The sequence below is a fragment of the Salmonella enterica subsp. arizonae genome (assembly GCF_008692845.1).
GTDB classification, from domain to species: domain Bacteria; phylum Pseudomonadota; class Gammaproteobacteria; order Enterobacterales; family Enterobacteriaceae; genus Salmonella; species Salmonella arizonae.
Window position 1 is genome coordinate 17,578 of record NZ_VXJW01000019.1, and the last position, 26,995, is coordinate 44,572.

The 26,995-nt window shown below is 48.7% G+C and carries 16 protein-coding genes and 1 tRNA gene; 4 read left to right on the top strand and 13 right to left on the bottom strand.

What is annotated here, in order from left to right:
- Positions 1 to 21: 21 nt before the first annotated feature.
- The 6 genes from F4V61_RS21005 to F4V61_RS21030 all read right to left on the bottom strand — a co-directional run bounded on the left by F4V61_RS21005 (position 22) and on the right by F4V61_RS21030 (position 13,388).
- Complete coding sequence (locus F4V61_RS21005; RefSeq protein ID WP_058345169.1) at positions 22 to 4,548, bottom strand: neuraminidase-like domain-containing protein; 4,527 nt, start codon at positions 4,546 to 4,548, stop codon at positions 22 to 24.
- A gap of 94 nt (positions 4,549 to 4,642) precedes the next feature.
- A complete protein-coding gene (locus tag F4V61_RS21010) occupies positions 4,643 to 9,562 on the bottom strand; it encodes a Tc toxin subunit A (protein ID WP_080161302.1) in 4,920 nt (1,639 codons plus the stop codon).
- 399 nt (positions 9,563 to 9,961) lie between these two features.
- The gene (locus F4V61_RS21015; protein WP_000510823.1) at positions 9,962 to 10,789 is read right to left on the bottom strand and encodes a LysR family transcriptional regulator; all 828 of its coding nucleotides are present in this window, start codon (positions 10,787 to 10,789) and stop codon (positions 9,962 to 9,964) included.
- 429 nt (positions 10,790 to 11,218) lie between these two features.
- A tRNA-Pro gene (locus F4V61_RS21020) sits at positions 11,219 to 11,295 on the bottom strand.
- A gap of 73 nt (positions 11,296 to 11,368) precedes the next feature.
- Positions 11,369 to 13,129, bottom strand: a complete 1,761-nt coding sequence (gene yejM / locus F4V61_RS21025; RefSeq protein ID WP_038395230.1) for an LPS biosynthesis-modulating metalloenzyme YejM — start codon at positions 13,127 to 13,129, stop codon at positions 11,369 to 11,371.
- Between the two features lie 31 nt (positions 13,130 to 13,160).
- Complete coding sequence (locus tag F4V61_RS21030) at positions 13,161 to 13,388, bottom strand: YejL family protein (RefSeq protein WP_038395232.1); 228 nt, start codon at positions 13,386 to 13,388, stop codon at positions 13,161 to 13,163.
- 179 nt (positions 13,389 to 13,567) lie between these two features.
- On the opposite strand from F4V61_RS21030, the gene yejK reads away from it, so the two are divergent.
- Positions 13,568 to 14,575, top strand: a complete 1,008-nt coding sequence (gene yejK / locus F4V61_RS21035; RefSeq protein WP_038395234.1) for a nucleoid-associated protein YejK — start codon at positions 13,568 to 13,570, stop codon at positions 14,573 to 14,575.
- Positions 14,576 to 14,726: 151 nt separating this feature from the next.
- On the opposite strand, the gene rplY is transcribed toward yejK, so the two are convergent.
- Positions 14,727 to 15,011, bottom strand: a complete 285-nt coding sequence (gene rplY / locus F4V61_RS21040; RefSeq protein WP_000494189.1) for a 50S ribosomal protein L25 — start codon at positions 15,009 to 15,011, stop codon at positions 14,727 to 14,729.
- Positions 15,012 to 15,135: 124 nt separating this feature from the next.
- A complete protein-coding gene (locus tag F4V61_RS21045; protein ID WP_080161301.1) occupies positions 15,136 to 16,896 on the bottom strand; it encodes a DEAD/DEAH box helicase in 1,761 nt (586 codons plus the stop codon).
- A 151-nt stretch (positions 16,897 to 17,047) separates the two neighbouring features.
- Between F4V61_RS21045 and rsuA the strand changes: the two genes are divergently transcribed.
- The 3 genes from rsuA (at position 17,048) to F4V61_RS21065 (ending at position 19,684) form a co-directional block, all read left to right on the top strand.
- Entirely contained in the window at positions 17,048 to 17,743 is a 696-nt protein-coding gene (rsuA, locus tag F4V61_RS21050) for a 16S rRNA pseudouridine(516) synthase RsuA (RefSeq protein ID WP_001234843.1), read from the top strand.
- Between the two features lie 27 nt (positions 17,744 to 17,770).
- Positions 17,771 to 18,961, top strand: coding sequence for a Bcr/CflA family multidrug efflux MFS transporter (locus tag F4V61_RS21055; RefSeq protein ID WP_000213406.1), 1,191 nt, complete (start codon positions 17,771 to 17,773; stop codon positions 18,959 to 18,961).
- Positions 18,962 to 19,339: 378 nt separating this feature from the next.
- Entirely contained in the window at positions 19,340 to 19,684 is a 345-nt protein-coding gene (locus tag F4V61_RS21065) for a YejG family protein (protein ID WP_001094643.1), read from the top strand.
- Positions 19,685 to 19,687: 3 nt separating this feature from the next.
- Here the strand turns inward: F4V61_RS21065 and yejF are convergent, their stop codons facing one another.
- The 5 genes from yejF to F4V61_RS21090 form a co-directional block, all read right to left on the bottom strand.
- Complete coding sequence (gene yejF / locus F4V61_RS21070; protein WP_080161300.1) at positions 19,688 to 21,277, bottom strand: microcin C ABC transporter ATP-binding protein YejF; 1,590 nt, start codon at positions 21,275 to 21,277, stop codon at positions 19,688 to 19,690.
- 1 nt (position 21,278) lies between these two features.
- Complete coding sequence (locus F4V61_RS21075) at positions 21,279 to 22,304, bottom strand: ABC transporter permease (protein WP_080161299.1); 1,026 nt, start codon at positions 22,302 to 22,304, stop codon at positions 21,279 to 21,281.
- Positions 22,304 to 23,398: a microcin C ABC transporter permease YejB gene (locus tag F4V61_RS21080; RefSeq protein ID WP_058345162.1), complete on the bottom strand. Its 1,095-nt coding sequence runs from the start codon at positions 23,396 to 23,398 to the stop codon at positions 22,304 to 22,306. Before F4V61_RS21080 ends, F4V61_RS21075 begins: the two co-directional genes overlap by 1 nt.
- A 9-nt stretch (positions 23,399 to 23,407) precedes the next feature.
- Entirely contained in the window at positions 23,408 to 25,213 is a 1,806-nt protein-coding gene (locus F4V61_RS21085) for an extracellular solute-binding protein (protein WP_058345161.1), read from the bottom strand.
- Between the two features lie 106 nt (positions 25,214 to 25,319).
- On the bottom strand, positions 25,320 to 26,876 hold the full coding sequence (locus F4V61_RS21090; RefSeq protein ID WP_058345160.1) for a cyclic di-GMP phosphodiesterase: 1,557 nt from the start codon (positions 26,874 to 26,876) through the stop codon (positions 25,320 to 25,322).
- Positions 26,877 to 26,995 lie beyond the last annotated feature (119 nt).

Sequence of the window (26,995 nt, forward strand, 5' to 3'; positions counted from 1 at the left end):
CCGGTTACTTTTCAAGGGGAATTACAGTGTTTTTTCAACGGTGTTTGCGAAGTCACTGCCACCAGAGACGGCGGTGTAATGCACCTGCACAATCACGTCGCTCAGGTTATCGAGAATGGCCTTCTGCTCACTGCTTTTTGGTCGTGGGAAGCTCAACTGCCAACTAGATACCGCGCCGGTGCCTTCGAATGGCAGGTAGCGTTCGTCGCCAAAACTGAGCTCGAACAGTCCGCTGTCGTTCATGCCAGAGGAGATGGCAATCTGCTGGCTGGCGCGTAGGTTCGTGACCACGTTCGCCGCATTGCCGGTGGTGTTGTCGTTGAGATAATTCACACCATCAATATCCGCTTTCAGAAGCGTACTGCTGCTGGTTTGCGTGAGCGTGGCGCGAACGTCTTGCCATGGGCCAAGCAACGTCGGCAGGGAGAGCGTGACAAACTTAATCTGGCGCAGATAATGACCAGGATAATCATTGTCAAACAGTCTCTCATCAAGTCTGAAGTTAACCGACCCGGTCGCGATCAGATTTGCGAAGTCAGAATCGCCAAGCAGGGTTTTCAGCGACACGGTTTTGGTGAGTTCCAGCCGGCGTTGGTTGCGTGACAGCCAGGCGGATTCCATCTGCTGCAGGTTTAGCTCCAGCGTTTCGCCCGCCAGCAGACCGTGGTAACTGTCGTTCCAGGCGTTGGTTTGGATGAAACGGCTGGTTAAATCACCCATTTCATACTGCCAACACGCTTCGGCGCTCAGGCACAGCGACAACACCGCGTCGTATGCCTGGTAGTAAAGCGCCGCCAGTTGACCGATAAGCCAGCTATATAGCGACGATTGCGTGAATCGGCTGGAAATGTACTGCATTGTGGCCTGCAGATTCGCCTGTTCGGTCTGTGCCTGTTGTAGCGAGGTCTGGGCCGCCTGCTGGCGTACCGCAAGCGCATCCAGTTGCCTGTCGATGCTGGTCATCTCGGCGTTCGCCTGTTGGTATTGCTGTTTCCATTCTTCGCTGCGGCGGCGATACTCTTCCGATACCTGGATGCGCTGCGCTGTGGCCTGAATGCTGTTAGCGCTGAACTGCAATACCATACCGCTGGCGGTGAGCGCTGCGCCCCAGACAGCACCGCCGGTGGCGACACCGAAGATGTTCGGCGCCATATTTAACGTCGCGCCGGTCGTCAGGAAGGGCTCTGCGGAAGTAAGTAATGCGCTGGCGGAAGATTGCATATTCATCACTTCCTGCTCGCTGGCGGAAATGCCGGTGGTGTACAGGTCGTAATAGTAGTCATAGCGCTGTTTGGCGATATCTTTACTGGCCTCCAGCGCTTTTTGATCGGCTTTCAGCGCATCAATTGCCTGTTTTTGCAGGCTGATGGTAAAGGAGGAGAGATCCAGCGCCTGCTGCTGTTGTAACTCCTGTAATCCTGTAGATTCCTTACGTTCGTAGTAACTGAGCAGGGTTTGTCCCATCTGGCTTAATGTACCGACCGCGCCGCGGGCATGTTGCAGCATGGCGGTGAAACGGTAAGGCGGGATGGCCATACTGAGTTTAGAAGCCTGGCCTGCCAATGAACCGCCGGTAGCATTCATTTGCACCAACATTGCCGGGTTAACCGGCGTGGCGTACAGCGGAGTGTTAATCGGCTGACCGGTAATAGACAGATTGTGGCGCAGGTTGTAAAGCCGCGAGTCGATAACGTCCCAATAGTTTAGTAACTGCGCATTTAACGGCAGCGAAAACGCTTCGTTAATGGTGACTTCCTGCGCGAGTGTATTGCTGCCGGAGAAGGCGTACAGCGAGATGCTGGCGCTATCTTCCAGCGCGGTGAGGTCGGTATTGCGCTGACTGGCGATATTTTTCAGCGTATCGGGCTGCCATTGCTGGAGCGTTGAAGTATCCGGGCGGGGACCAAGCAGCGTTTTGACTTGCACATAGCGCAGTTTGGCTTGGGCAAGTCCATCGTTGGTTAAAAGACGATACTCAGCGTCGCCAGCAGCAATCAAATTTGCCAGATACGCCATGGCGATTGCTTTCTGATAATGTACCGGATCGGCTTTGGCGATAATATCCGGATCGTCCGGGTTTAGAATCAACGCCGCAAGGCTTTCCTGCGCGTTCGCTTCAACTAGCGGGCGTACGCTCCAGTAGTCCGGTTCCGGGTAATCGGCATTTGAATTGATACGGCCGCAGGCGGAAGGGTCGAAAATATAGTTAAACCACTTTTGCGCGTCTGCGTAGTTGCCTTCCTGGCTCAGGCGGCTGGCGACCAGCCACGGCATATAGAAGAACAGTTCCCAGAAGTAGAGGCCATTTGCGCCATAGAAATCCATTGGCGTGGGGCTGGCGCCGCTGGTCATTGCAGGTTCCAGGGTTAGCTGGGTATCCCAGGCAAGCAGATCGTCAATGCTAACGTTAGCTTTGTTGATTAACTCTTTGGCAAACAGGGTATTCAGGCGAACAGGAGAAATCGCAGCGCCATCGTCGAACGTACCGTTAAAAGAGAGAAATACCACCGTACCCAGCTCCTCATCCCTGCGGGTAGCGATGAGTGGAGTGGCGGGAATATTCGTTAATTTCTGAAGCGAAACACGATATTCGGTATGGGTGGTCGCGCCGCCGCAATTATTAATATAGCCAACAGAAATGTAGCGCGTGATAGCACCAGTTGTTATTTCATCATCTGTAAAGTCAGCGACAGAATAATTAAATTTTGTATTGTTATTTATCGTGGCGGCCGTTTTACTTATGCAGGTGTTAGCATTGGTTGATTGCCAACAACCACTGCTTTTGCTCTCAAATACATCAAGAGTCCACGACGTATCATTATAATAGTTTTCAATATGCCTATTATTAACTATTGACAGGACCTTGGTATTATTATTTCTCAGTTCAAAATGAAAGTATTGCATGTTTCCCTGGGATGTCATCGCGGCCTTGGTCACAATCATCTCAGCAGCAAAGTTGGCAGCATCAGTGAGAATACCTTTATCAATAGTATAGGATCTTGATAACGGAAAGGTTTTCATGCCAGTGTTATAAGGAACCTCAATAGCAACGGTATTAATTGTTGCTGATAATGTGACAGGTAAATCAACCAGTTGCATGCCGGTAAATATTGAATCTGTAAATGAATAATAACAATCTAAAACACCATCATTCTCATTCAAGTTCCAATTTTCGTGATAAAAAGTGCCAGTGCTGTTAGTGCTGCAGGCAGTAATTATCGAGCCTTCTAAAGTGATGCTGCCATCATCTGCGGTGTTAACCGAAAAGTTACGGGTATCCAGCGCCGGAAGCGTAATATATGAGTGTAACCCGTCATAGAACTTTGTTGAATCGCATTTAACATCAGCAACGTAAAATTTATCCACAAGGAAACAGGATTGAATTTTACTTTGATTGTTGGTGATGGTTTGGCTTTCGATATAATTGTACAAAAACTTAGAGATTGTATTTGTCATCCCGACGCTGACTTTCGACTCTCTTTTTTCTGTATTAAACCAGTAATCTATCGTGATGGTGAAATCGTTGTATCCATTGTCCGTATATGCCGTAACATCTGTACCGTCGTATAATGATACCAATAAATAATTATCAGTTTCATTATAGCCACAAGCAGTGCAGAGATACTTTGAAGTAAACAGTTTATCACAGTATGTTTGCTCCCCATGATGATTTGCGGTATCTGAGTCAATTGACATCATGGCAAAAGGTGATGACCAGTTGCGGCTAAAATCACACTGTGATGAATAAGCCGTAATGGTATCGCTTTCATTCGGACCATTGCCTTCCGCACGCTCAAACCAGAACAGGTATAAACGATTATTAAAATAGGCCAGGCGCGGTGTTCCCTGGATCAGATCATCGTTTATGGATGTATTAACTGGATACCATTCAGACCAGGCGTTTGATGCTACAACGTTATCAACGTTGAGAGACATATCAAACGAGCGCCAGTAGTATTGCACCGGCGAAGAGGTCGATTTACCCAACAGATAATAGGTTCCTTTGGTTTGATCTTTGTCGTCGGTATAACCGCTGACAATAGTCAGGTTAGCGACCTGTTCGAAATGATTTAAATATCCCATTACCGCCTGTTGAGCGGTATCATTGCTGACTGTTTTTTGATTTAGTTCCGTAATCAAATCGTTAAAGCAGGAGGTCTGATCCTGGCGCAGTGTGGGATCAATATAATTTTCTGGGTAGCTGTCGAGTTCAACATAGCCACCCCAGACTGCATACTGATCGGCGCCATTATTCCAGCGTTTTAGCTGCATTGTGTCCAGCGCTTGGGTGTCGTAGCCCGGTTCCATATTCAGCGCAATACCATTGATATACTGTTGGATACTGGACATAGCTTGTGCTACGCGAGATGTCTGCACATCATTGGTGACCAGTGGGTCAATTAACAAATATTCATAAACATCGTCTGATGTTTTAATCATATTGCTTAAAGTAGCGTCACCGCTATTAGGTGCATATTGCCCAATATAATACGCGAGTAATGCACTACGATAGCCCTGATTTAATTCACTGCTAATGGTTGTCGACATAATAATTCCTTATTCAGGGCGACGGAAATCCCGCCGCCCGTGGCGATATTAATAAATCTTTTTGCGGATGACTCCGCAAAAAGGGGGTGGATAATTAGTTATTACTTTGCGCGGCTACCAATGACTCTCCGACAGATTGCCACTCCTGATAAGTAGAGGTGGTGGTAAGGCCGCCAGTATTCAGTATGGTTTCAACGGATGTGCCGGTACGGGTACACAATGTTTTCAGGCGCATTACGATGTCAATATGCGCCAGCGTAGCGGCAATGCCCGTGGCGGGATTGGCATACGCGGCGGCCTGTAAGACTTCATCGCTTTCCCAGTCGGTTAGCAACGCCAGACAGGAGGCGGCCTGGTCCGGGGTAAGCGATGGCGCGCCGTTTGCTCTGCGCAGGTAGGCCAGCATGGCGTCCTCTTTATCGGCCAGTTTCATCCAGTCGCTATAACGACTGAACAGATACAACAAGTTAAAATCAATCGTAGTATCGGCTACGCCGAACCAGTCTGTGTGGGCCAGTAGCGTGGAAAGCATGGCTGGCGTCAGGTTAAAGGTACTACATAACCCTGCGCGGCGGGCAATCTGATACAGATATTGTTGGTACTCATCCGGGATAGCATCTGGCGTCGTGATGCCGTTTAACGCCAGACTTTGGCTGAGCAGATCGTATTCAGACGATGCGGTCCAGGCGAGCAGGTATGGCGGATATGAGTGATCAATATCAAACGCTTTCGCCAGCGCACTATCGGCAATATTCTGTTGCGCGAGTTTTGCTTGATAGATGATATTTGAGACTGCATCCAGTTGCGTTTCGTTAGTACCATAGCGAAGATCGTTATGAACTATATTGCTAATTGTCTGATAATCAGTTGCTACAGGTAATACAAGACCACTGCTGTCAATGATATTATTCAAAGATTCCATCCAGGTGGTTTCAGTAAATGACAAACCTCCGGGTACTGTTTCGTTAGCAGGACGATTTGATTTTACAATATTTTTAAATTCGTCCGGTGTTATGTTTTTTTGCCATACGGTAACATCACTTATGATAATGTCGCTTTTTGCTTGTTGATGTGTCGAATAGAATGCTTGTGATCCATCTTCATTTATGGACCAACAATTGCCCTCAGCCTTACAGCTTCCCATGTTATTATAATCTAAGACTGAACTATATGTTTTTGTGCCATTATCTAAATAAATATCCAAGTACAACATGTTATTGTAGGGCATTCTGATGGATACATAGAACCAGGCTTCATTTTTCTCCCATTGAGCTGAACTCGCAGAAACACCTGCTGATTTTCCATTTGAGTCTTTCATGCATATATTAAATTTATAGCTCTCACCAAGGGTGATAGCAATCCCCGTCCCTATATTACCATCACTGCCGATAGTGGCTGAGGCAATAAGAGGAGCTCCTACACGTGCACCATTTTTAATATAGCACCACATGCCCAGTGAACTTGCTTTACTTGAATCTGGGTCTAATATATTGTTAGCTGTATCGCTCAGGCATGCATATTGCCCTTTCGTTGAGTTAAGTGCATAGCTCAAAGTGTTATTATACGAGCTAGGTGCATCCGTACCATTTGGAAAATAAACTGACTCCGCAATGATATCCTGCGGGAGAGAAGAAAAATAATTTTCATTCAATAGCGTTGAAGGTAATTGTTGATTAATACCACTGATGAAATTCAGTTCAGCCGTTGTCGCCGGAAGAACCATTTCTCCGCCCTGTAACATGGCAAGCGCCCAGGTCGCCGTCAGGTTGTTATCAGCTAGCCATTGCGCGGCGTCAGACAGCGCCATCAGGGTGTCCAGAAGATCGCTGGCGCTATTCTCTACTGTCGTATAAATCGGAATACTGGCAAGGCGTGTCAGCGCATTACCTTCTTCTACCAGCATCAATAATGCTACACCATCCTCAAAGCTCAGACCCAACCAGCGCGGCGCCATCACCAGACGGTAGAGCGCAGAGATAACATCTAACGAGCAGATTAGCGTATTCGTGTCGCAGTTTTGTGCGCTGCTGACCTGTTTCGCCAGTACCAGAAACTGAGCGCGGGTGATATTAAGACCGGCGCAAATCTGCTTAACAATCTGGCCATCCTCACCGGTCAGCGCAGTATAGTTAAACGCCCAATCGGTAATTTTGAATGGTTCATCAAAAGCGGAGGTTGTATTAAATATCTGATCCAGAAAAGGAACCGCAGGGGAGATCGCGTAAGGTGTGATTTGATACAGGATAGCGGCAAACTGGAAAGCTGTGACCTGATACGCTTGTTGCCAGTGGCGGTAAACACCCAACATACGTAGCGTTTGTGCGTTAAGGGAGTTATCGCTATTCTGGCTACCCTGACCGCGAATACAGGCGTTGAGCAATAAGTCTACCTCTTCAAAGGAGAGGCCAAGCCAGCGTTGTAAACGGATCATACGATTGATGCGCTGCATACGTACATCACTCAGATGCATGAGTGTCGTGCTATTATTGAAATAACACGCAGGGTATAAACTGAGTCCCGAATCCTTGTCATTCAATGAACTCTGTAATGAGGCAATAAGCGTGACATCATTTTGGTTGATGAGGCCAGACCAGAATGCAGGTTCAGAAAAACAGAGTTTTACTGAAGAATCTTTGTCCGTGGTGTACCATGTTCGGTTAACATTTCCACTTTCATTGAGTGTCCAGTAGTATTCACCGTTTTTAGTAAATGAAGCCGCCTTAAGCGCATTGGTTTCATAAACATGGATATCACTTGAACCCTCTTTCACTAAATATAGGGTGGCAACCCTGGTCGATGTGCACCATACGAGAGCAACGTAATACCATGTGTCTGTAGTTAATGCATCGCTTTCAACATATTGGTAGTTATGATCATTTTGTACAACGAGGTGAAGTTTGCCGCTTGAATAAAGCTCAATGGAAAACCCATGTTCACCATTTTGTGGATATATATTCATGGCTACTGGGATTCTGCCTGTTGGAAGTTTGGAGTATTTAAACCAAAAACCGAATGAAAAATTCTGATTACCATCGAACTGATTACATATGGCCTCATTCAGACGGATGTAGTTATTCTTCGTTGCGCAGAGTTTATAATACTCACCATATCTATCGAAGAGTCGTTCTGGATAAAATTCATTTTGCGATTGTGATAATTCTATTTTTGACGGTGTTTCATTTATGATAGATACGCCAGCAGCATCACAGGAATAATAATGGATTGGGGTATTTAACGCTAGCGCGGTTGTACCTTTTGAAAGATAACTATTAATCTCTCTATCGTTTATATCTTTATTCCAAACCGCAATATCGTCATATAAAATGACTGAGCGGCAACTACTATGCTCTTTATAATAGTTGTTGCCATAATTTCCATTAAACCCCCAGTATTCTTCTTCTAATGCAATGCTTTCTGGGGCGTCTATTTTTATGGTGTCATAATATGTAGGACCAGAACCATTTACATTAGTTATAAAGTAAAAGTGGGTGTCGGGTGAGTACTCAATACACACGAAAAGCCAGGTATTAGTAGGGAATATACGTGATACGGTCAGCGGGGAGGTTATGCCATCTGATGCGCTTAATTCCAGACTGCAATTACCATTGGTGTCAGGGAATGCCTTAACGGTAATTCCTTTTGCAGATGAAGCATAATGATCAGTTTTATTTGTTACCACCAGGCTGCCTGATTGTATATCTGCTGGGATATTACACCAGAACGATAATGTAAAGGGAATTAGTTGGGAACCGTCAGTAGCAATATTTGATTTGAAATAGACTTCAGCATTTTCTGTCGCATCAATTTTTAAAGCTGAACCAAACTTGCCAGTGACAAAACTAACCCCTTGCGAACTGATATACATCGGTATCGGATTAGTGCATTCATCTTTTACCACGCTTCTATCCTGTAATAATGCAGAATCATTAAGATAGTTGTTAATATAACTGGCACCATACAAATCAGATCCGGATACCCGATAAGCAGGCTGGTAATTATCGGAAATAGAGACTTTAGACTCGTTGCAGGTTGAGGCGATTAAGTTTTCCATCTCCTCTTTGGTAATACTGAGTTGCTGGCAGAAAATATTACTATTTACGAATTGTTCAAAACTGCTGGAATTCATCCCCAGACTTTGATGGTAGAAATTAGTTAATTCGGTTGTAGAATCAGCGAATGTTTCAATAATAATGTTCCGCTGCTCAGGTGCAAGATTACTCTCCAGTTGCCATGCCGTTTCCGCTTTTCCCGCACGCAGGTTCTGCTTTACAAAATAAGGCCAGGCGATATCTGTTTTCTTAATTATATTCTGTAGCGATTCGTCACTGGCTTCCAGAGAAAGCAGAGCCTGTTGATGCGGGTAATGATAAGGCAGGAGCGTTGGATAACGGGTGGTAGCTAGCATTTCGCTAACGCTGGTATTCTGGGCGACGTTATTAACGTATGGCGTGACGGACTGCTCAAGCACCTCATTGACCAGTTGTAAGGAGGGAACAACCTGATTAATCGCGTCATTATCCAGCATAAGCTCTGCTAAATCAGGGCGACGGACAGCCAGCGGGATAATATTATCGACCCCCATCTGTGATTCAAAATTCGTGGCCTGATTATACAGCCAGGAGAGATAAGCGACCGGAGAGTCAATGGCCTCCGGCGTGCCATTCTGGCAATATTCACGCCAGTCATCAGCAAATAGGGTTTGCCACGTCGGGCCGCCCTTTGTGAGTACTACAGAATTGCTATCCTGTAACTGAGTGGAATACACCGACGTCTGCACCGCCTGAGCAAGGTAAGTTTTGCGAAACAACAGCATAATCTGCGTTGCGTAACCGGAGGCGGTATCATAGATTTTACTGGCTTTAGCACCAAAGAGGCCCTGGTGCTTGCAAGTAAATTCACTTTTTGATAACTTCAGGATATCAAATATAGAATAATATCCGCGGTTAGATAACTGGTTCTGTATTCCAAAATGTTCCTCTAATTTTTTGAGGGATAAAGTGGCTGTTATACTCATTTAACTATCCTTTATTGTTACAGATAATGCCTTTTGCGCGGTATATGCAATGGCATTACTTGTATAGTTGATATATCTCTACTTTTGATAGAGACAATGAATTATGTTTTTCTTAATCACACTACAATAAACATTATAAATATTTTTGGTGGCTTTATTTTCAATAAATGCTTCAATATGTGCAGTTTTGTCATCAGATGAGAAAATTGAACTAACGCTATGTCATATAGAAGATGTCTGCTAAAGATGTGAAGAGCGATGCTATGAATATCAAGAAGTGAAAATAGTGTGAGTGTTTTAAAATTAACTCTGGTGAAGTTGGTAAGACATTCGATTTGCTTTTTTGTGTTAGTTCCTGCGTAGCTGTACTAAAGTCGCCTTCTATGAAGGCGACTTTTGCTAAATAAAATCATTAAGTATTTGTTTTATTTTTAATAAAACTATGCTATTTAAATCTGACGCGTCATGATAAACGACAATGTTTTTATTATATTCTTTTATTGGCGTTTTTTTTATTCCATTGAGATTGTAGAACTGTGCTAACTTAGATGAGAACAAACCATGGCCTTCACCACTTTTTACTTTATAGATCAAAGTGGAGGGGTCGTGGTTATGTTCAATGAAATTAATGCTGTATAAATAATTTTCTAAGGTTTTAGAAAATCTATTTTTCAGAGAGTTAATATGAATTTCTTTACATACGAATAGATTATTATTTTTAGAAATAAATGGCGACAGCAGAGTCAAACCGCCAGTTGGCCATATGGATTTATTTTCATCTGGGACATCCACTATATTTTTGAGAGATATAAATATTTTATTTTCGTTTTTAAGAGAGAGTAGGTGCTCAGGTGTAATAATTGTATGTTCAACTCGGAATTCAAAACCTGGGACCTCAATGAAATCCCGCAAAAATTTTACAAAAGTTAGAGGGAAACAACTATCGAAGATTACTGTATAGAGTTTTAGGTTTTTTATTTTCTCCAGTTTTAATAGCTCTTCATATAGTGGTTTGCATTTTTTATAATATTCTAGTGCCAGAGGAGTGGGTATTAAGTCATTATGTTTTCTGACAAATAATTTGTCATCTAAATATTCTTCAATTTCAGTGATTGCTTTGCTTAATGGCGAACGTGTAATACACAATTCTTCGGAAGCGCTGGCAAAAGAGCGCTTTTCCATAATTGCTATAAAATATCTTAATTTTTTTGAAATAAAAATTCCCATATTTGCTCCTTCAATGTTCAATAATAATTGAATTTTTCTATTTACAGGTAATTCTAATTTGAAATTTTTATTGAAATTATTTCTTTTTGGATATTTTTAGTGCAAAAATTATAAATGTTAATGTTTATTATAATTGGTTTGTAATATATGCTATTAGGATGTTGAGGATTTGAGGTAAATTCATGAGTATGGTGGCGTTTACAGTAAGATTAGTGTCATTTCTTTGACTGTGGTTTTGGCATTCTTTATCTGAGTAGTGGTGGGTGGGCTGCTTTGATTACCACAGGGCGCGCCGTTCTTTGGTCCAAAAAATCCGACTGTAAACGGGTATTATCGATAACTACAGGCATTAAAAAACCCGCAAACTCTGAGAGAATGCGGGTTTTTAAGGGGTTTCTGTATGTATCCGATACATCCAGAATAATAATTTGGTCGGCACGAGAGGATTTGAACCTCCGACCCCCGACACCCCATGACGGTGCGCTACCAGGCTGCGCTACGTGCCGACTTGTGGGTGCTAATACTACCGCTTTCCATCGCGAATGCAAGGGGAAGCGGTGCTAACTGATTCATAATTAATCAGTTAGCGATAAAACGTTTCTCATCTGTTAGCACTTGCAACAGCAGACTGAGCTGCGGCTTCTGATCTTTGATCTGCTCGCCGTGTAAGTCATATGTCTGATAATTACCGTTATTATTGAGCACCAGGGTCATTTGCGGCGTCGTAATTGCCAGCGTACTGCCGTCTGCCGCCGTTACCCAGTTATGGCGACGTGGAACGGTAAAGATATCCTGGCCCTGCGAATATTCGTTCGCTGGTGTGCTGACGTGTAACAGGCGCTGCATCAACGTGGTCATCACATCGGTATGGTCGGTAAGCACATTAATACGCTGCGCAGGCGTCCCCGGCCAGTGGATCACCAGTGGCACTTGTAGATGTCCTCGCGACCAGGCGAAACGGTTTTCTTCCGGCGTCAGCGGTATGCCGCGACCTGCGGTAATGATCACGACGGTATTGTCGAGTTTACCTGCTTCCCGCAGCGCATTCAGAACCCGATTGATTTGCGCATCGACGCCGCTGGCGGCGCTGGCGTATCGTTTAACAAAATTCTTCTGATTACTGTCGTCAATGTTAGTACCGTTAAACGATACCCATGAGAACCAGCGATTATCTTCTTGCGCATAGCGTCCAAGCCAGTCTATCCATTGGCTGGCCGTCTGCGCATCAGATTGCGTTTGCGCTGCCGGCATTGAGAAATCTGACAGTAACGCCTGACGATAAAGTGGACTGGTGAAGCCATCCGAAGAAAATAGTCCCAGTTGGTAGCCTTGCTGATTCAAGGCGGTAATGAGCGCCGCTGGTGTTCTGGTAGATAATACGCCATCCATGTAGCCCGGCGATACACCATAGAACAGGCCGAAAATACCATTGTCAGTGGTATTACCTGAACTCATATGACGGGTGAAGTTGATGTTTTGCCCTGCGAATTTAGCAAGCTCCGGCATCTGCTTCTCAAATCGAGAATAGTTCAGGCCGTCTACGGTAATGAGCAGCACATTCTGACCGGTGCCCATGTCGCGATAGTGCAAATCGCTGAGCGGGTATTGTACGGAGACCGCTTCCGGATTGCCTTGCTCTACCAAGCGGCGCTGGTACTCCTGCGCATCCAGCAGGCCGTGTTTTTCAAGAAAACGTCGAGCCGTCATCGGATAAGAGAGCGGCAGGTTTGCTCGCTGCATGGTAATCGGACGGTAAAAATTAGCGTCTGCCCAGATATAGATAAGGTGCGATGCGATAAAGGAGACAAAGAAGAATACCGCAAGTGGCCTTGCGAAATGGCGACGTCGCGTGAGACTGCGCAGCTTTTGCCAGCTCCATGTCGCAAATAACATCTCGATCAATAAGATAACCGGCACGCTAATAAACATAAGCTGCCAGTCACGCGCCATTTCGTTCTGGTCAGGGTTGATGACCAGTTCCCAGACGATGGGATTAAGATGCAGGTGAAAACGGGTAAAGACTTCGCTGTCGATAAGCAACAACGTCATTCCCGCAGTCGCCAGAATGGCCGATAAGAACCGCATCAGTCGCTGGGACATCACAATAAATGTGAGCGGAAAAATAATAAGCAAATAGGTGGCGAACACCAGAAAGCTAAAGTGCCCGACAATGCTCAGGTAAGAGTATATGCGACCCACAAGCGTTGTCGGCCAGTCGGCGACAAACAGGTAACGGCTACCGAGCAGCGTAGCCAATAGTATATTGAACAGAGCGAACCAGTGCCCCCAGCTAACCATCTGGGAGACTTTTTCACGGTAGCGCTGACGATGAGTTACCATACCTGTCGTTTGTTTCTCCGGAGTCGGCTTTTTAGTGCGCTTTGTCTTCGCTAATCGAAGACTGTAATGCGCGGGTAAAAGAGTTCGCAATCGCCTGGCGTTGAGCCGGCGCAATGCTGGTATTGATAAGGTTGGTGACCATGTTTCCCAGCACCATCAGGGAAAGATCGGTCGGCGCCTTATGTTTTTCCAGTACGCTGAGCAAATCGCTCAGTAATTGTTCAACATGTTCATCACTATAGCGGGAGAGTTGTGGCATAAATCAAAATCTGTTTGTTCATGAAAGGGCAATATATTACCGTAGCAACAGTTTTTTTTCTGCATTTTTATCCCCTGAATCATTCGCGTTATGGATAACGCCTGAAATGACAGGGCGATCGCTTGCGTCTTCCGGTAGGCGGTGGTTGAATACCGCCCGGTCTTAAAGGAGAGTTTATCATGAGTCTGGATATCAACCAGATTGCCCTGCACCAGCTTATCAAGCGTGATGAGCAAAATCTTGAACTGGTCTTGCGCGATTCATTGCTGGAGCCAACAGCCACCGTTGTCGAAATGGTGGCTGAACTGCATCGGGTCTATAGCGCCAAGAATAAGGCGTATGGACTGTTTAACGAAGAGAGTGAACTGGCGCAGGCGCTGCGGTTGCAACGTCAGGGAGAAGAAGATTTTCTCGCTTTTAGCCGGGCAGCGACCGGACGCTTGCGTGACGAACTGACGAAATATCCCTTTGCGGACGGCGGCATTGTGCTGTTCTGCCACTATCGCTATCTGGCGGTGGAGTATCTGCTGGTTGCGGTACTGAACAACCTGAGCAGTATGCGGGTGAATGAAAATCTGGACATTAACCCGACGCATTACCTTGATATTAACCATGCGGATATCGTAGCGCGTATCGATCTTACCGAGTGGGAAACAAATCCGGAATCGACCCGTTATCTGACGTTTCTGAAAGGGCGGGTAGGGCGCAAGGTCGCTGACTTCTTTATGGATTTCCTCGGCGCCAGCGAAGGGCTGAATGCAAAAGCGCAGAACCGCGGTCTGTTGCAGGCGGTGGATGATTTCACTGCAGAAGCGCAGTTGGATAAAGCAGAACGACAGAACGTGCGTCGGCAGGTTTACAGCTACTGCAACGAGCGGTTACAAGCCGGGGAAGAGATTGAGCTGGAATCGCTATCGAAGGAGCTTTCCTGCGTCAGTGAGGTAAGCTTCAGCGAATTTACTGCCGAAAAAGGTTATGAGCTGGAAGAGAGCTTTCCGGCTGATCGGAGTACGCTACGCCAGCTAACGAAATATGCCGGAAGCGGCGGCGGGTTAACCATTAACTTTGATGCGATGCTACTGGGTGAGCGGATTTTCTGGGATCCAGCGACCGATACGCTGACCATCAAAGGAACGCCGCCGAATTTGCGCGATCAGTTGCAACGTCGCGCATCGGGCGGAAAGTAACGGTTTATAGGCTGATAAGCATAGCGTCATCAGGCTATAATGCGGTGCGCGACGTAAATGCCTTATCCGCCCTGCGTATTGTCAGGGACCGAGGCCAAAAAAGGGCATAAAAAACTCCGCCGAAGCGGAGTTTTTTATGCCCTTTTGGCGATTACGCGCGGATGAAGTCGATGTGAGTCAGCTTCGGCTTGAAAGCGTGACGCTGCACAGCCTGAGCTTTAACTTTTACTTCCTTACCGTCAACAACGAGGGTCAGAACTTCGCTATAGAATTCAGCTTTAGCTTGCATGTTCATAACCTTGTCGTGGTCCAGTTCGATAGCAATCGGGGCTTCAGATCCGCCGTAGATGATTGCCGGGAACTTGTTAGCGGCGCGCAGGCGGCGGCTCGCACCCTTACCCTGCTCTTTACGTACTTCTGCGTTGATAGTAAACATTTAAATCTCTCTTTAATAATTCCTGCTACAGGCGACCCAGCAACAGGTAAGTGATCTGCTTTGCGTATGCAAAAGCGGGCGAGATTCTATACTCAAATCGCCGTTACATCAATGAAAAGTGCGATTAGCCACGTAATTCGTGCGCCCGGCGGAAGCGGCCTTCATAATCGAACACTTTTTCACGCACCTGCCAGTACTGGCCTTTCATCCGCGCGACCACAAAATCGGGATGCCGCAACAGCGCCTGCTGCGCCACAATATCCGCCGCCGTGATCCAGCGTAAAGGAACGCCGGGCGTGCGGGTATGCGGGCGAATAAATAGCTGTTCGAAAGCGGTACGCTGGGCAGGCGTGTGCAAGCGGAAGCGCTCACTTACATTTGCGCCGTCCTCGTCATAGTAGGTGATTTTCAGCCATTCGCCTTTCTCGTCCTGCCCATGCTGCATCGTCATTCCGCTACAGCGCAGGACTAACGCATCCTTGAGCCTGAGCGCCGCTTTTAACATATCGTCCGGGTCGACCAGAATGGCGTCACATTCCCGGCAGCGTCGGGCGGCAATATCGTTTTCGGCATTACACTGCGGGCAGTTTTTGAAGCGAAAGCGAAAATCGCACTGCTCGCGATGGCCGTCGTCATCGTCAAACCAGCCCTGACAGCGACGGCCAAAGTGCTCAATCAGCGTGCCGTCGGCAGTGGTTTTCCCCCAGAAGGTGTTGGCAAAGCCGCAGGCCGGGCAAAATACCTGGACAGGGACGTTATCGCTTTTTCCCTTCGGGCTACCGACCTCCGGGGCATACAGGTCGTGCGGATTGCCAGCGTAATCAAGAATCAGGCAATCGGTCTTTCCCGGCGCAAGGCGCAGACCACGCCCGACAATTTGTTGGTAAAGACTAACTGACTCAGTGGGACGTAGAATCGCGATGAGATCAACGTGTGGGGCGTCAAAGCCGGTGGTCAGCACCGAGACGTTAACCAGATAGCGAAAACGCTGCGCCTTGAAATTATCAATCAGCGCGTCGCGCTCGGGCCCTGGCGTATCGCCGGTAATCAGCGCCGCGTCGTCCGCCGGAAGCAGACCGACAATCTCTTTCGCATGTTCGACCGTGGCGGCGAAAATCATCACGCCTTTGCGCCCCTGCGCAAATTCCATAATCTGGCTGATGATGTGCGGCGTAATCCGCTGCTGCTTTTTCAGCTCGCGGTTCAGGTCGGCTTCGCTGAACAGCCCATTGCTTTGGGCCTGCAGGCGGCTGAAATCGTATTGGACCACTGGCATATCAAGCCGCTCAGGCGGCGTCAGATAGCCGTGTTTAATCATATAGCGCAGCGGCAGTTCATAAATACAGTCGCGAAACAGAGCGTTGTCGTTGCCGCGCACCATACCGTGATAATGAAATTGATAAATCCAGCCTTTTCCGAGGCGGAAGGGCGTGGCGGTTAGCCCAAGCAGACGTATGTGAGGATTAACTTTACTCAGGTGAGTGAGGATTTGCTGATACTGACTGTCTTCATCGTCGCCGATGCGGTGGCATTCATCGACAATCAACAGTGAAAACTCTCCCTTAAAGGCGTCAAGATTACGCGCCACCGACTGTACGCTGCCGAACACGACTTTGCCCTGACTCTCTTTACGTTTGAGTCCGGCGGCGAAAATATCCGCTTCCAGCCCCAGCGCGCAATATTTGGCGTGGTTCTGCGCGACCAGCTCTTTCACATGCGCCAGCACCAGTACCCGTCCGCGGGCGACGCGCGCCAGTTCGGCGATCACCAGGCTTTTACCTGCGCCGGTCGGTAGAACAATCACGGCGGGCGTACGGTGGCGGCGAAAGTGGCTGAGCGTGGCGTCTACGGCTTCTTGTTGGTAGGGGCGGAGTGTAAAAATCATGGTCTCACTACGTTAAACGGTTCCGGGAATAGTATGCCATGAATCATTTCCCTTGAGGGATATAGTTAGCCCGCTATACTGAGCGGATAGCAATTCCCTTTTTTCGGGTAGAATGCCCGATTTCCGTATTATTACAGGCTAAATCACACACATGCGACTTGATAAATTTATCGCTCAGCAGCTTGGCGTCAGCCGCGCTATTGCCGGGCGTGAAATTCGTGGTAACCGCGTTACCGTCGATGGCGACATCATTAAAAATGCGGCCTTCAAACTGCTCCCGGAACATGCGGTTGCGTATGACGGCAATCCCTTAGCGCAGCAACACGGGCCACGCTATTTTATGCTTAACAAGCCGCAGGGATACGTTTGTTCAACCGATGATCCCGATCATCCAACGGTGCTGTATTTCCTGGATGAGCCGGTGGCGTATAAGCTGCATGCCGCAGGACGTCTGGATATCGATACTACCGGTCTGGTGTTAATGACAGATGACGGTCAGTGGTCGCACCGCATTACGTCGCCGCGCCATCACTGTGAAAAAACCTATCTGGTGACCCTGGAATCTCCGGTTACGGACGATACGGCGGCGCAGTTTGCTAAAGGTGTGCAACTGCATAATGAAAAAGAACTCACCAAACCCGCTACGCTGGAGGTGGTAACGCCTGTGCAGGTCCGTCTGACCATCAGCGAAGGGCGTTATCATCAGGTGAAGCGGATGTTTGCCGCGGTAGGTAATCACGTTGTGGAACTGCACCGCGAACGGATTGGCGCCATTACGCTGGATGAGGATTTGGCTCCCGGCGAGTATCGCCCGTTGACTGAAGAAGAAATCGCCAGCGTCGGCTAACTATCCCTTTAAATTCAGGAGCTTGATGTGACCACCCGGCAGCACTCTTCCTTTGCCATTGTCTTTATTCTTGGCCTGTTGGCCATGTTAATGCCGCTGTCGATTGATATGTATCTTCCGGCGCTGCCGGTAATTTCTGAACAATTCGGCGTGCCTGCCGGTAGCGCGCAGTTGACGCTCAGTACCTATATTCTGGGGTTTGCGCTGGGTCAGCTTATCTATGGGCCGATGGCGGATAGCCTCGGGCGTAAGCCGGTCATTCTGGGCGGGACGTTGGTATTTGCCGCAGCGGCGGTCGCCTGTGCGTTGGCGCAGACTAACGATCAACTGATCGTGATGCGTTTCTTTCACGGTTTGGCGGCAGCGGCGGCAAGCGTTGTCATCAATGCGCTGATGCGGGATATTTATCCAAAGGAAGAGTTTTCGCGCATGATGTCATTTGTCATGCTGGTCACAACGATAGCGCCGTTAATGGCGCCAATTATCGGCGGCTGGGTGTTGGTATGGTTAAGCTGGCACTATATCTTCTGGATACTGGCCATCGCGGCGATTCTGGCGTCAGTCATGATCTTTGCGCTGATTAAAGAGACGCTCCCAGTTGAGCGGCGTCAGTCCTTTCATATTCGTACCATAATAGGTAACTTTGCCGCGTTGTTTCGTCACAAACGCGTACTGAGCTATATGCTGGCTAGCGGGTTTAGTTTTGCCGGTATGTTCTCTTTTTTGAGCGCGGGGCCCTTTGTCTATATCGAAATTAATCATGTTCCGCCGCAGGATTTCGGCTACTACTTCGCCTTGAACATCATATTCCTGTTTGTGATGACGTTTATCAACAGCCGTTTTGTCAGACGGGTAGGGGCGCAGAACATGTTTCGGGCCGGGCTATGGATTCAGTTTGCGATGGCGGCGTGGATGGTTTTTAGCGCGCTGATGGGCATTGGATTCTGGGCGCTGGTGGTCGGCGTTGCGGCGTTTGTCGGCTGTGTGTCGATGGTTTCGTCCAATGCGATGGCGGTCATTTTAGATGAGTTTCCGCATATGGCCGGGACGGCGTCTTCACTGGCGGGCACTTTCCGCTTTGGTATTGGCGCCATCGTCGGCGCGTTGCTGTCGTTGGCTACCTTTACCAGCGCCTGGCCGATGATCTGGTCGATTGCGCTTTGCGCCACCTGTTCAATTCTGTTTTATCTCCACGCCAGCCGTCCCAAAAAGCGGTGACTGGCGTAGTGTCCCTCAATGGCGGCTAAAGCGTGGAGGGACACTATCAGATACACGATGACAAAGCTAAACGGCTTTCGTATTTGATGTATATCAATTACCACTTCATCATTTCTCTTTTTTATGTTTATTTTATGTAAAATCTATTTGTGTAAAAAGTCACATCATTGTAGTTAAAAAGGTTGAGTTAGATCGCAGAAACGGGTACATATAGCCCGCCGTTATCTCCGCGCCGGTAAAAATATTTTAATACCTGCTTACTGTTAAGCCACTGGCGGAGATATGGGCGTTAGCAATCTGTTTAAGGACGGATTGTCAATGATGTGTTAATATTGATGTAAATAAATTGTGAAGTGATTGTGCTTCCGGGGAAAGAAAGTGAATACATTACAGCTCTCAATTGTTCATCGCCTGCCACAAAACTATCGCTGGTCGACGGGTTTTGCGGGGTCAAAGGTTGAACCGATTCCGCAAAATGGGCAGAGCATCGAGAATAGTCTGGTGGCGCTTAAACTGTTGAGCCCGGCAGGCGATAGCGCGTGGTCAGTGATGCATAAGCTCAGCCAGGCGCTAAGCGACATTGAAGTTCCTTGCTCCGTACTGGAATGCGAAGGGGAGCCGTGCCTGTTTGTTAATCGTCAGGATGAGTTTGCCGCCACCTGTCGGCTAAAAAATTTCGGTGTGGCGATAGCGGAACCTTTTTCTAACAATAATCCTTTTTAAGCGTCAGCTTAACGCAAGTAGCTGACGCGTATATGCTTGTTGCGGTGCGGTAAACACGCGCTCGCATTGTCCCTGTTCAATCACTTCCCCCTGCCGCAGTACGATAACCTGATGGCACAGCGCGCGGACTACATGCAGATCATGGCTAATGAAGACATAGGCCAGACGATGCTTTTGCTGTAGCGATTTCAGGAGGGAAAGAATCTGCGCCTGAACGGTTTTATCCAGCGATGAGGTCGGTTCATCCAGGATAATGAGCGATGGTTTTAAAATCAGCGCCCTGGCGACGGCGATACGTTGACGCTGTCCGCCGGAAAACTCAGCGGGATAGCGATGCCGCGTTTCAGGATCCAGGCCGACTTCCATCATAACGGCTTTCACCTGCTGTTCGCGCTGCACGCCTGAAAGGGTGGGCTGATGGACGCGCAATCCTTCTTCGATAATTTGTAAGACGTTTAAACGCGGGTTTAGCGACGAGTTCGGGTCCTGGAATACGACCTGGATACGGTGGCGAACCGGTAAAAGCTGACGGCGGTTTAAGGTGCCCAGCGACAGACCGTCAAACACGATGCGGCCTTCGGAGTGAATAAGCCGTAATAACGCCAGACCGGTAGTACTTTTTCCCGACCCTGACTCGCCGACCAGACCCAGCGTTTCGCCTGGATGCAAGGTGAAACTGATATTGTTAACTACGACATTATGATCCACGATGCGCTTCAGAATACCTTTGCGGATAGGAAAGGCGACACGTAACCTGTCCACTTCCAGCAACGGCGGCTGTCCGGCGGGGAGCGGAACCGGATCGCCTGTGGGTTCGCTGTTGAGTAATTTTTGCGTGTACGGATGGGTCGGCGCGGATAGCAGCGTGTCGGCACGTTGGTATTCTACGCACTGACCGTGTTGCATCACCGCCACCGAATCCGCCAGTTTTTTTACAATGCTGAGATTATGGGTAATAAACAGCAATCCCATATTGAGTTCGCGCTGAAGTTCCCGCAGCAGGTGTAAAATTTGCGCCTGTACCGAAACGTCGAGAGCGGTAGTCGGCTCATCGGCGATAAGCAATTCCGGTCGTGTTAACAGCGCCATAGCGATCATGACGCGCTGGCGTTCGCCGCCGGAAAGCTGATGCGGATAATCGCGCAGACGCTCGCTCGCCTTTCGTATACCGACCCGATCCAGACAACTGATAATCTCCGCCCTTGCCGCCTCCCGACGCATTCCCCGATGGAGCGACAGTACTTCATAGAGCTGTTTTTCCAGCGTATGCAGCGGGTTAAGTGAAACCATCGGTTCCTGAAAAATCATAGCGATTCTATTGCCGCGCACGCCGCGTAGCATCTGCTCGCTGGCATGAAGCAATGATTCGCCGTGAAAGCGAATATCGCCGGAGAGGTAGACGACGGGAGGGGTAGGCAAAAGACGTAGAATGGAAAGCGCCGTCACGCTTTTTCCTGAACCGGACTCGCCGACCAGCGCCAGCGTTTCCCCGGCGTTCACCTGTAACGAAATGGCGTTAACGACAGGGCGCACGTTCTGTTGCTGACGGAAACCTACCGATAAATTTTCAATCGCAAGCAATGGAGATGTCATCTTATACCGCCCTGGCAGGATCAAAGGCGTCGCGTACCGCTTCGCCAATAAAAATCAGCAGCGATAACAGAATGGCGACAGACAGAAAGGCGGCGATCCCCAGCCAGGGTGCCTGTAAGTTGTTTTTCCCCTGTAAGAGAAGTTCGCCGAGAGAAGGAGAGCCAAGCGGCAGACCGAATCCCAGAAAATCCAGCGACGTCAGAGTAGTGATGGAACTACATAAAATGAACGGTAAAAATGTCAGGGTAGCGACCATCGCATTAGGCAACATATGACGCAGGATAATGTCACGATCGCTGACGCCAAGCGCCTGTGCGGCGCGGATATAGTCAAAATTCCGGGTCCGTAAAAACTCGGCGCGCACGACGCCTACCAGACTCATCCAGCCAAACAGTACGGTTATAGCCAGCAGCCACCAGAAGTTAGGCTGCACCACGCTGGAAAGTAAAATGATCAGAAACAGGGTCGGCATCCCCGACCAGACTTCAATGAGACGTTGTCCCCATAAATCGACTTTGCCGCCATAATAGCCCTGTAGCGCCCCCGCCAGTACGCCCATGACGCTGGAGCAAATCGTTAACATCAGGCCGAATAAAATAGAAATGCGGGTGCCGTACAGGATGCGGGCGAAAACGTCGCCGCCATTCGCATCGGTGCCCAGCCAGTTTTTCGCCGAAGGCGGGGAGGGGAAAGGCTGCGTAGTGGAAAAGTTAATGGTATTGGCGCCAAAACGTACGGGAGCCCACAGCACCCAGCCCCGATTCTCAAGCTGCCGTTGTAGCCAGGGGTCCTGATAATCCGCCGTTGTCGCCAGCGGGCCGCCGAAATCGCGTTCGCTGTAATTTTTTACCAGCGGAAAATACCACTGGCCTTCATAGCGCACCAGCAATGGCTTATCGTTAGCAATCAGTTCCGCGCATAAGCTCAGGCTGAATACGACCAGGAAAATCCATAGCGACCAGTAGCCCCGGCGATTATGGCGGAAACGCGCCCAGCGGGCCTGATTGACCGGGCTTAATCGCGGCATTATCGTCCCTCAAAATCAATGCGTGGATCGACCAGCGTATAGCTGATATCGCTCAGGATATTCAGTAATAAGCCAATCAGGGTGAAGATATAAAGCGTACCGAACATCACCGGATAGTCGCGCGAAACGGTGGCTTCATAACCCAGCAGCCCCAGGCCGTTGAGCGAGAACATGACTTCAATTAGCAGAGATCCGGTGAAAAACATACTGATAAAGGTGGCGGGAAACCCGGCGATGACCAGCAGCATGGCGTTACGAAAAACATGTTTCCAGAGAATGTTTTTTTCACTAACGCCTTTAGCGCGAGCGGTAACGACATACTGTTTACGCACCTCGTCGAGAAACGAATTTTTCGTTAGCATCGTCAGGGCGGCAAAACCGCCGATGACGGTCGCTAACACCGGTAGCGTAATATGCCACAAATAATCGGTGATTTTCTGGTACCACGGTAACGTGTCAAAGTTGGCGGAGACCAGGCCACGCAGCGGAAAGATATCGTAGTAGCTGCCGCCGGCAAAAAAGACGATTAATAAAATAGCGAACAGAAAGGCGGGGATCGCATAACCGATAATGATAAACGCGCTGCTCCACACATCAAAGCGGCTACCGTTATGGACGGCTTTGCGAATCCCCAGCGGGATAGACACCAGATAAATAATCAGCGTACTCCATAAACCTAAGGTAATAGAGACGGGAAGACTATCTTTGATCAGCGTCAGTACGGATGCGCTGCGAAACAGACTGTCGCCGAAGTCAAAAGAGAGATAGTCCCGTAGCATCTTGAAATAACGCTCATGCAGCGGTTTGTCGAAGCCGTAGCGATGGGTGATCTCAGCGATCACCTCCGGATCGAGCCCTCGGCCGCCGCGGTAATGGCTGTCGCTGATATTGCCGACGCCGGTTTGCGCATGGCTGGCGCGAACGCCTTCGCCGCCGGCGCCGGGCAACGCGCCGCCCTGACCAAATTCAATTGCGGCAATCGCCTGGTCGACAGGGCCGCCGGGAGCGATCTGCACGATAAAAAAGTTAATGGTAATAATGGCCCATAGCGTGGGGATCACCAGTAACAAACGGCGGATAAGATAGGCGCCCATTCGTTCTCGCTACCTCCTGGCTGCCGGTAGTTTGGCGGCTTTGTTGACATCATACCACCAGGTATCTAACCCGATGGTATATACCGGGCGAATCGCCGGATGGGAGAATTTGTCCCACCAGGCGAGCCTGTCTTGCGCCATATACCACATCGGCAGCATGTAATAGTTCCAGGTCAGCACCCGATCCAGCGCCCGTCCCAGCGGCACCAGTTCCGCTTTATCACCCTGCGCTGCGATAATTTGCGCGATCAGTTTATCAACCACCGGGCTTTGTACGCCGGGAGCGTTATAACTGGAGTTAATGTATTCCGACGCCCATGAGATTTGTAGATCTGAGCTGGGCCAGGGCATCGCCCGCCATAGCCTAGGCATCATGTCATAGTCGCGGCTACGCATCCGATTGGTGAGTTGAGAATTATCAACCTGACGAATAGTCATCGTAATGCCCAGACGCTGAAGATTATGCTGGAAGGGCAGAACCCACTGGCTATTACTGCTGGCAGGAAGGAGAAGTTCAAACGTCAGAGGCTTACTGGTGACGCTATTGACCCGTTGCTGTCCGTTGATCACCCATCCGGTCTGCGTCAACAAGGCGTCAGCTTTAAGAAGATTTTCGCGATCGTAGCCGTCGCCATTAGAGACCGGCGGCTGATAGATCTGAGTGAAAACTTCAGGAGGAAGATCTTTTTTCATTGGCGCGAGTAGCGCCAGTTCGTCGGCGTCAGGGTAATTTCTGGCGGCATATTCGGTATTCTGGAAGTAACTGTTGGTTCGACTCCAGGCACTATAGAACAGCGCTTTATTCATCCACTCAAAATCGAAGGCCAGGGTGACGGCTTCACGTACCCGCCGGTCTTTAAAGACCGGGCGCTGAATGTTAAAGGCCAGCCAGCGTGTGTCCTGCGCCGATTCGTTTTTCTGCTCTTCTTTAATGATGTAATGATTATCGAAATTTTTACCGATATAGCGCGTTGCCCAGTTTTTAGCATCGTTTTCCAGTCGTAGATCAAATGCGCCCGCTTTAAACGCCTCGAAAGCGACATTATCATCAAGGTAGTAATCGTAGCGGATAGTGTCGAGGTTAAAACGTCCACGATTGACCGGCAGATTAGCCGCCCAGTAGTTTTTGACGCGTGAATAGACAATATACTGGCCCATTTTCCACTGAGTAATCCGGTATGGCCCGCTGGCTAAGGGAGGCGTTGAAAGCGGATCGCTGAGTTTGTGATTTTTCCAGAATTTTTCGGGCATGATCGGTAATGAAAACAGACTAAGCATATCTTCTTTACCGGGCTTCGCCAGTTCAATTCGCACGGTTAAAGGCGCAATTGCCTTCACGGTAGTACCTTTATAGACCAGACGAAACTGCGGTACGCCTTCGGTCATAAACTTATGAAAGGTAAAAGCCACATCGCGGGCGGTAATAGGTGTGCCATCGTGAAAACGGGCGCGGGGATTAATCGTAATTTCCACCCAGGAATAGTCGGCAGCATAGCGGGCATGGTCGGCAATCAGGGGATAATAGCTTCCGGGTTCATCATCCGAGGTGGTGAAAAGCGTATCGTAAAGGGCTTCGGTACGTACACCCGGATTACCGCGCAGCGAATAGCGATTGAAATTATCGAACGTACCAATGGCGGAAAGCGTCATTTGACCGCCTTTCGGCGCCGCAGGATTCACATAATCAAAGTGATCGAAGTTGAAAGCATACTTAGGCTCGCCGAGTACGGCGAAAGCGTCGCTTTCTTTGATCGCCTGGGCCTGAGCGCCAGCGCTAACCAGGGCGACAAGCAGAAGCATTACGCGCGCAATCATCTGAAGGCGGTTTCCTTATCGTATCGCCTGCTACAAGCCGGCAGGCGTCTCACTGAATAATAAGTGACGTCGCGTCTGATGTGAATCCATTAAAACCGCAAGGGTGTTACCATTCAGGCACAGAAGGCGCCGACATCCACAGCACAAAATCTTTAAGGGGCAAAGGACGGCTGATCCAGTACCCCTGCAAGTAATTAACACCATGATCGCGTAGCCAACGAGCCTGTTCCGGCGTTTCAACACCTTCAGCTACCGTCAGCATATTCAGGCGCTTAGAGAGTGTGAGCACGGTATCCAGAACCGGCGACGTGACGGTTTCCGTGCCGATCGCCTGGATAAAGCCGCGATCAATTTTCAGATAATCTAACGTAAATCGCTCCAGATAGATCAGGGCGCTATGGCCTGTACCGAAATCATCCACGGCAATCTCAAACCCGGCGGAATGAAGCCATTCGAACAGTTTTGCCGCTTCATGCTGTTGAAGCATATCGCGTTCAGTGATTTCCAGCACGATATGAAAATGGCGCGCGGGCAGGGCGTTCCTGAGCCGATGCATATCCTCTTTAAAACAGTCGCTGTGCAGATGTTCCGGCGCGATATTAATGCCAAATTTGGCGCCGACGGGCATTATCTTCTGTAACGTGGGGGCATCGCGGGCGATCAGCTCGAACAGATGCTGCGTTAACGGTACGATAAGCTGCTGCGCTTCGGCATAGTGGATAAAGGCATCCGGCGGAATCTCTCCTGCCGTAGGGTGACGCCAGCGTAGTAAGACTTCAAGGCCGGTAACGCTCAGAGTTCGGGTATCGACGACGGGCTGATAAACCACATAAAACTGTTCGTGTTTGATCGCCGTTAAAATCTCTTTTCCTGGCCGCGTCCGGAGAGCATAGATAAAGTAACAGATAAATCCCGCAACGATGCCGCTAATGCAGCCCAGCATCGACGCATACCACACGTCATTGTAGGTCCAGCTATCGGCATAAAGCTGTATTCTAAGCGGCATGCCGCCGATAATTGCCTGTCGTGATGGCGTGTCTGGCAGCTCCGCGACGGTCATCAGGCGCGAAGAAAAGGTCGATAGCGCGGTTTTGCCGACAATCAGCGCGATGCCGTTAAAATCTTCCTGGCGTGTGGTATAGAGTAAGTAAGGCGTCAGGTTAATATTCAAGGATGTGAATACGCCGCTGTCATTTAATAAGGGATTTCGATACCAAATCACCATTGCCGGTTTGTTGGGCATCATTGGCGTGCCGGGTAGAATCGCCATATCAACGTCTTTGCGGATATCTATCTCCGGTACCAGTTGCTGAAGTGGCATATTCATGACGCCAGTAGCAGAAGAGCAGAAGACTTTTTTATCTTTAATCAATAAGAAGGCTCGGACATTGAGGCTAAAAGCGGCTTTTGAAGTGAGTTCTGCGCCAACCTGCTGACAGGTGTTGATCGTCAACGGCTGAAGAATATCGGTGGTAGCTTTCAGGTCAGCGAAATAGCTGATCAAATAATGTTGCACATCAGAAAGGAGCGTGTTGTATTTAACATCCCGTTTATGCAATGACAGGAAAAATTGCAGGCTACCAACAAGTAATGCTGCCGCCATCCCCGTAATAATACAGGTAAGCAGGATTTTCCGACCGGAAGAGGAGTCGCGTGTAAGCATAATTCCTGGTGTGACCTGAAAGGGCGAATGCCGATTAAACTGGTTGATTTATAAGACTATAGCCTGGATTAACCCATATAGTCATGCTTTTCTGTATGACAGAGGATGCGTAAGAAAAG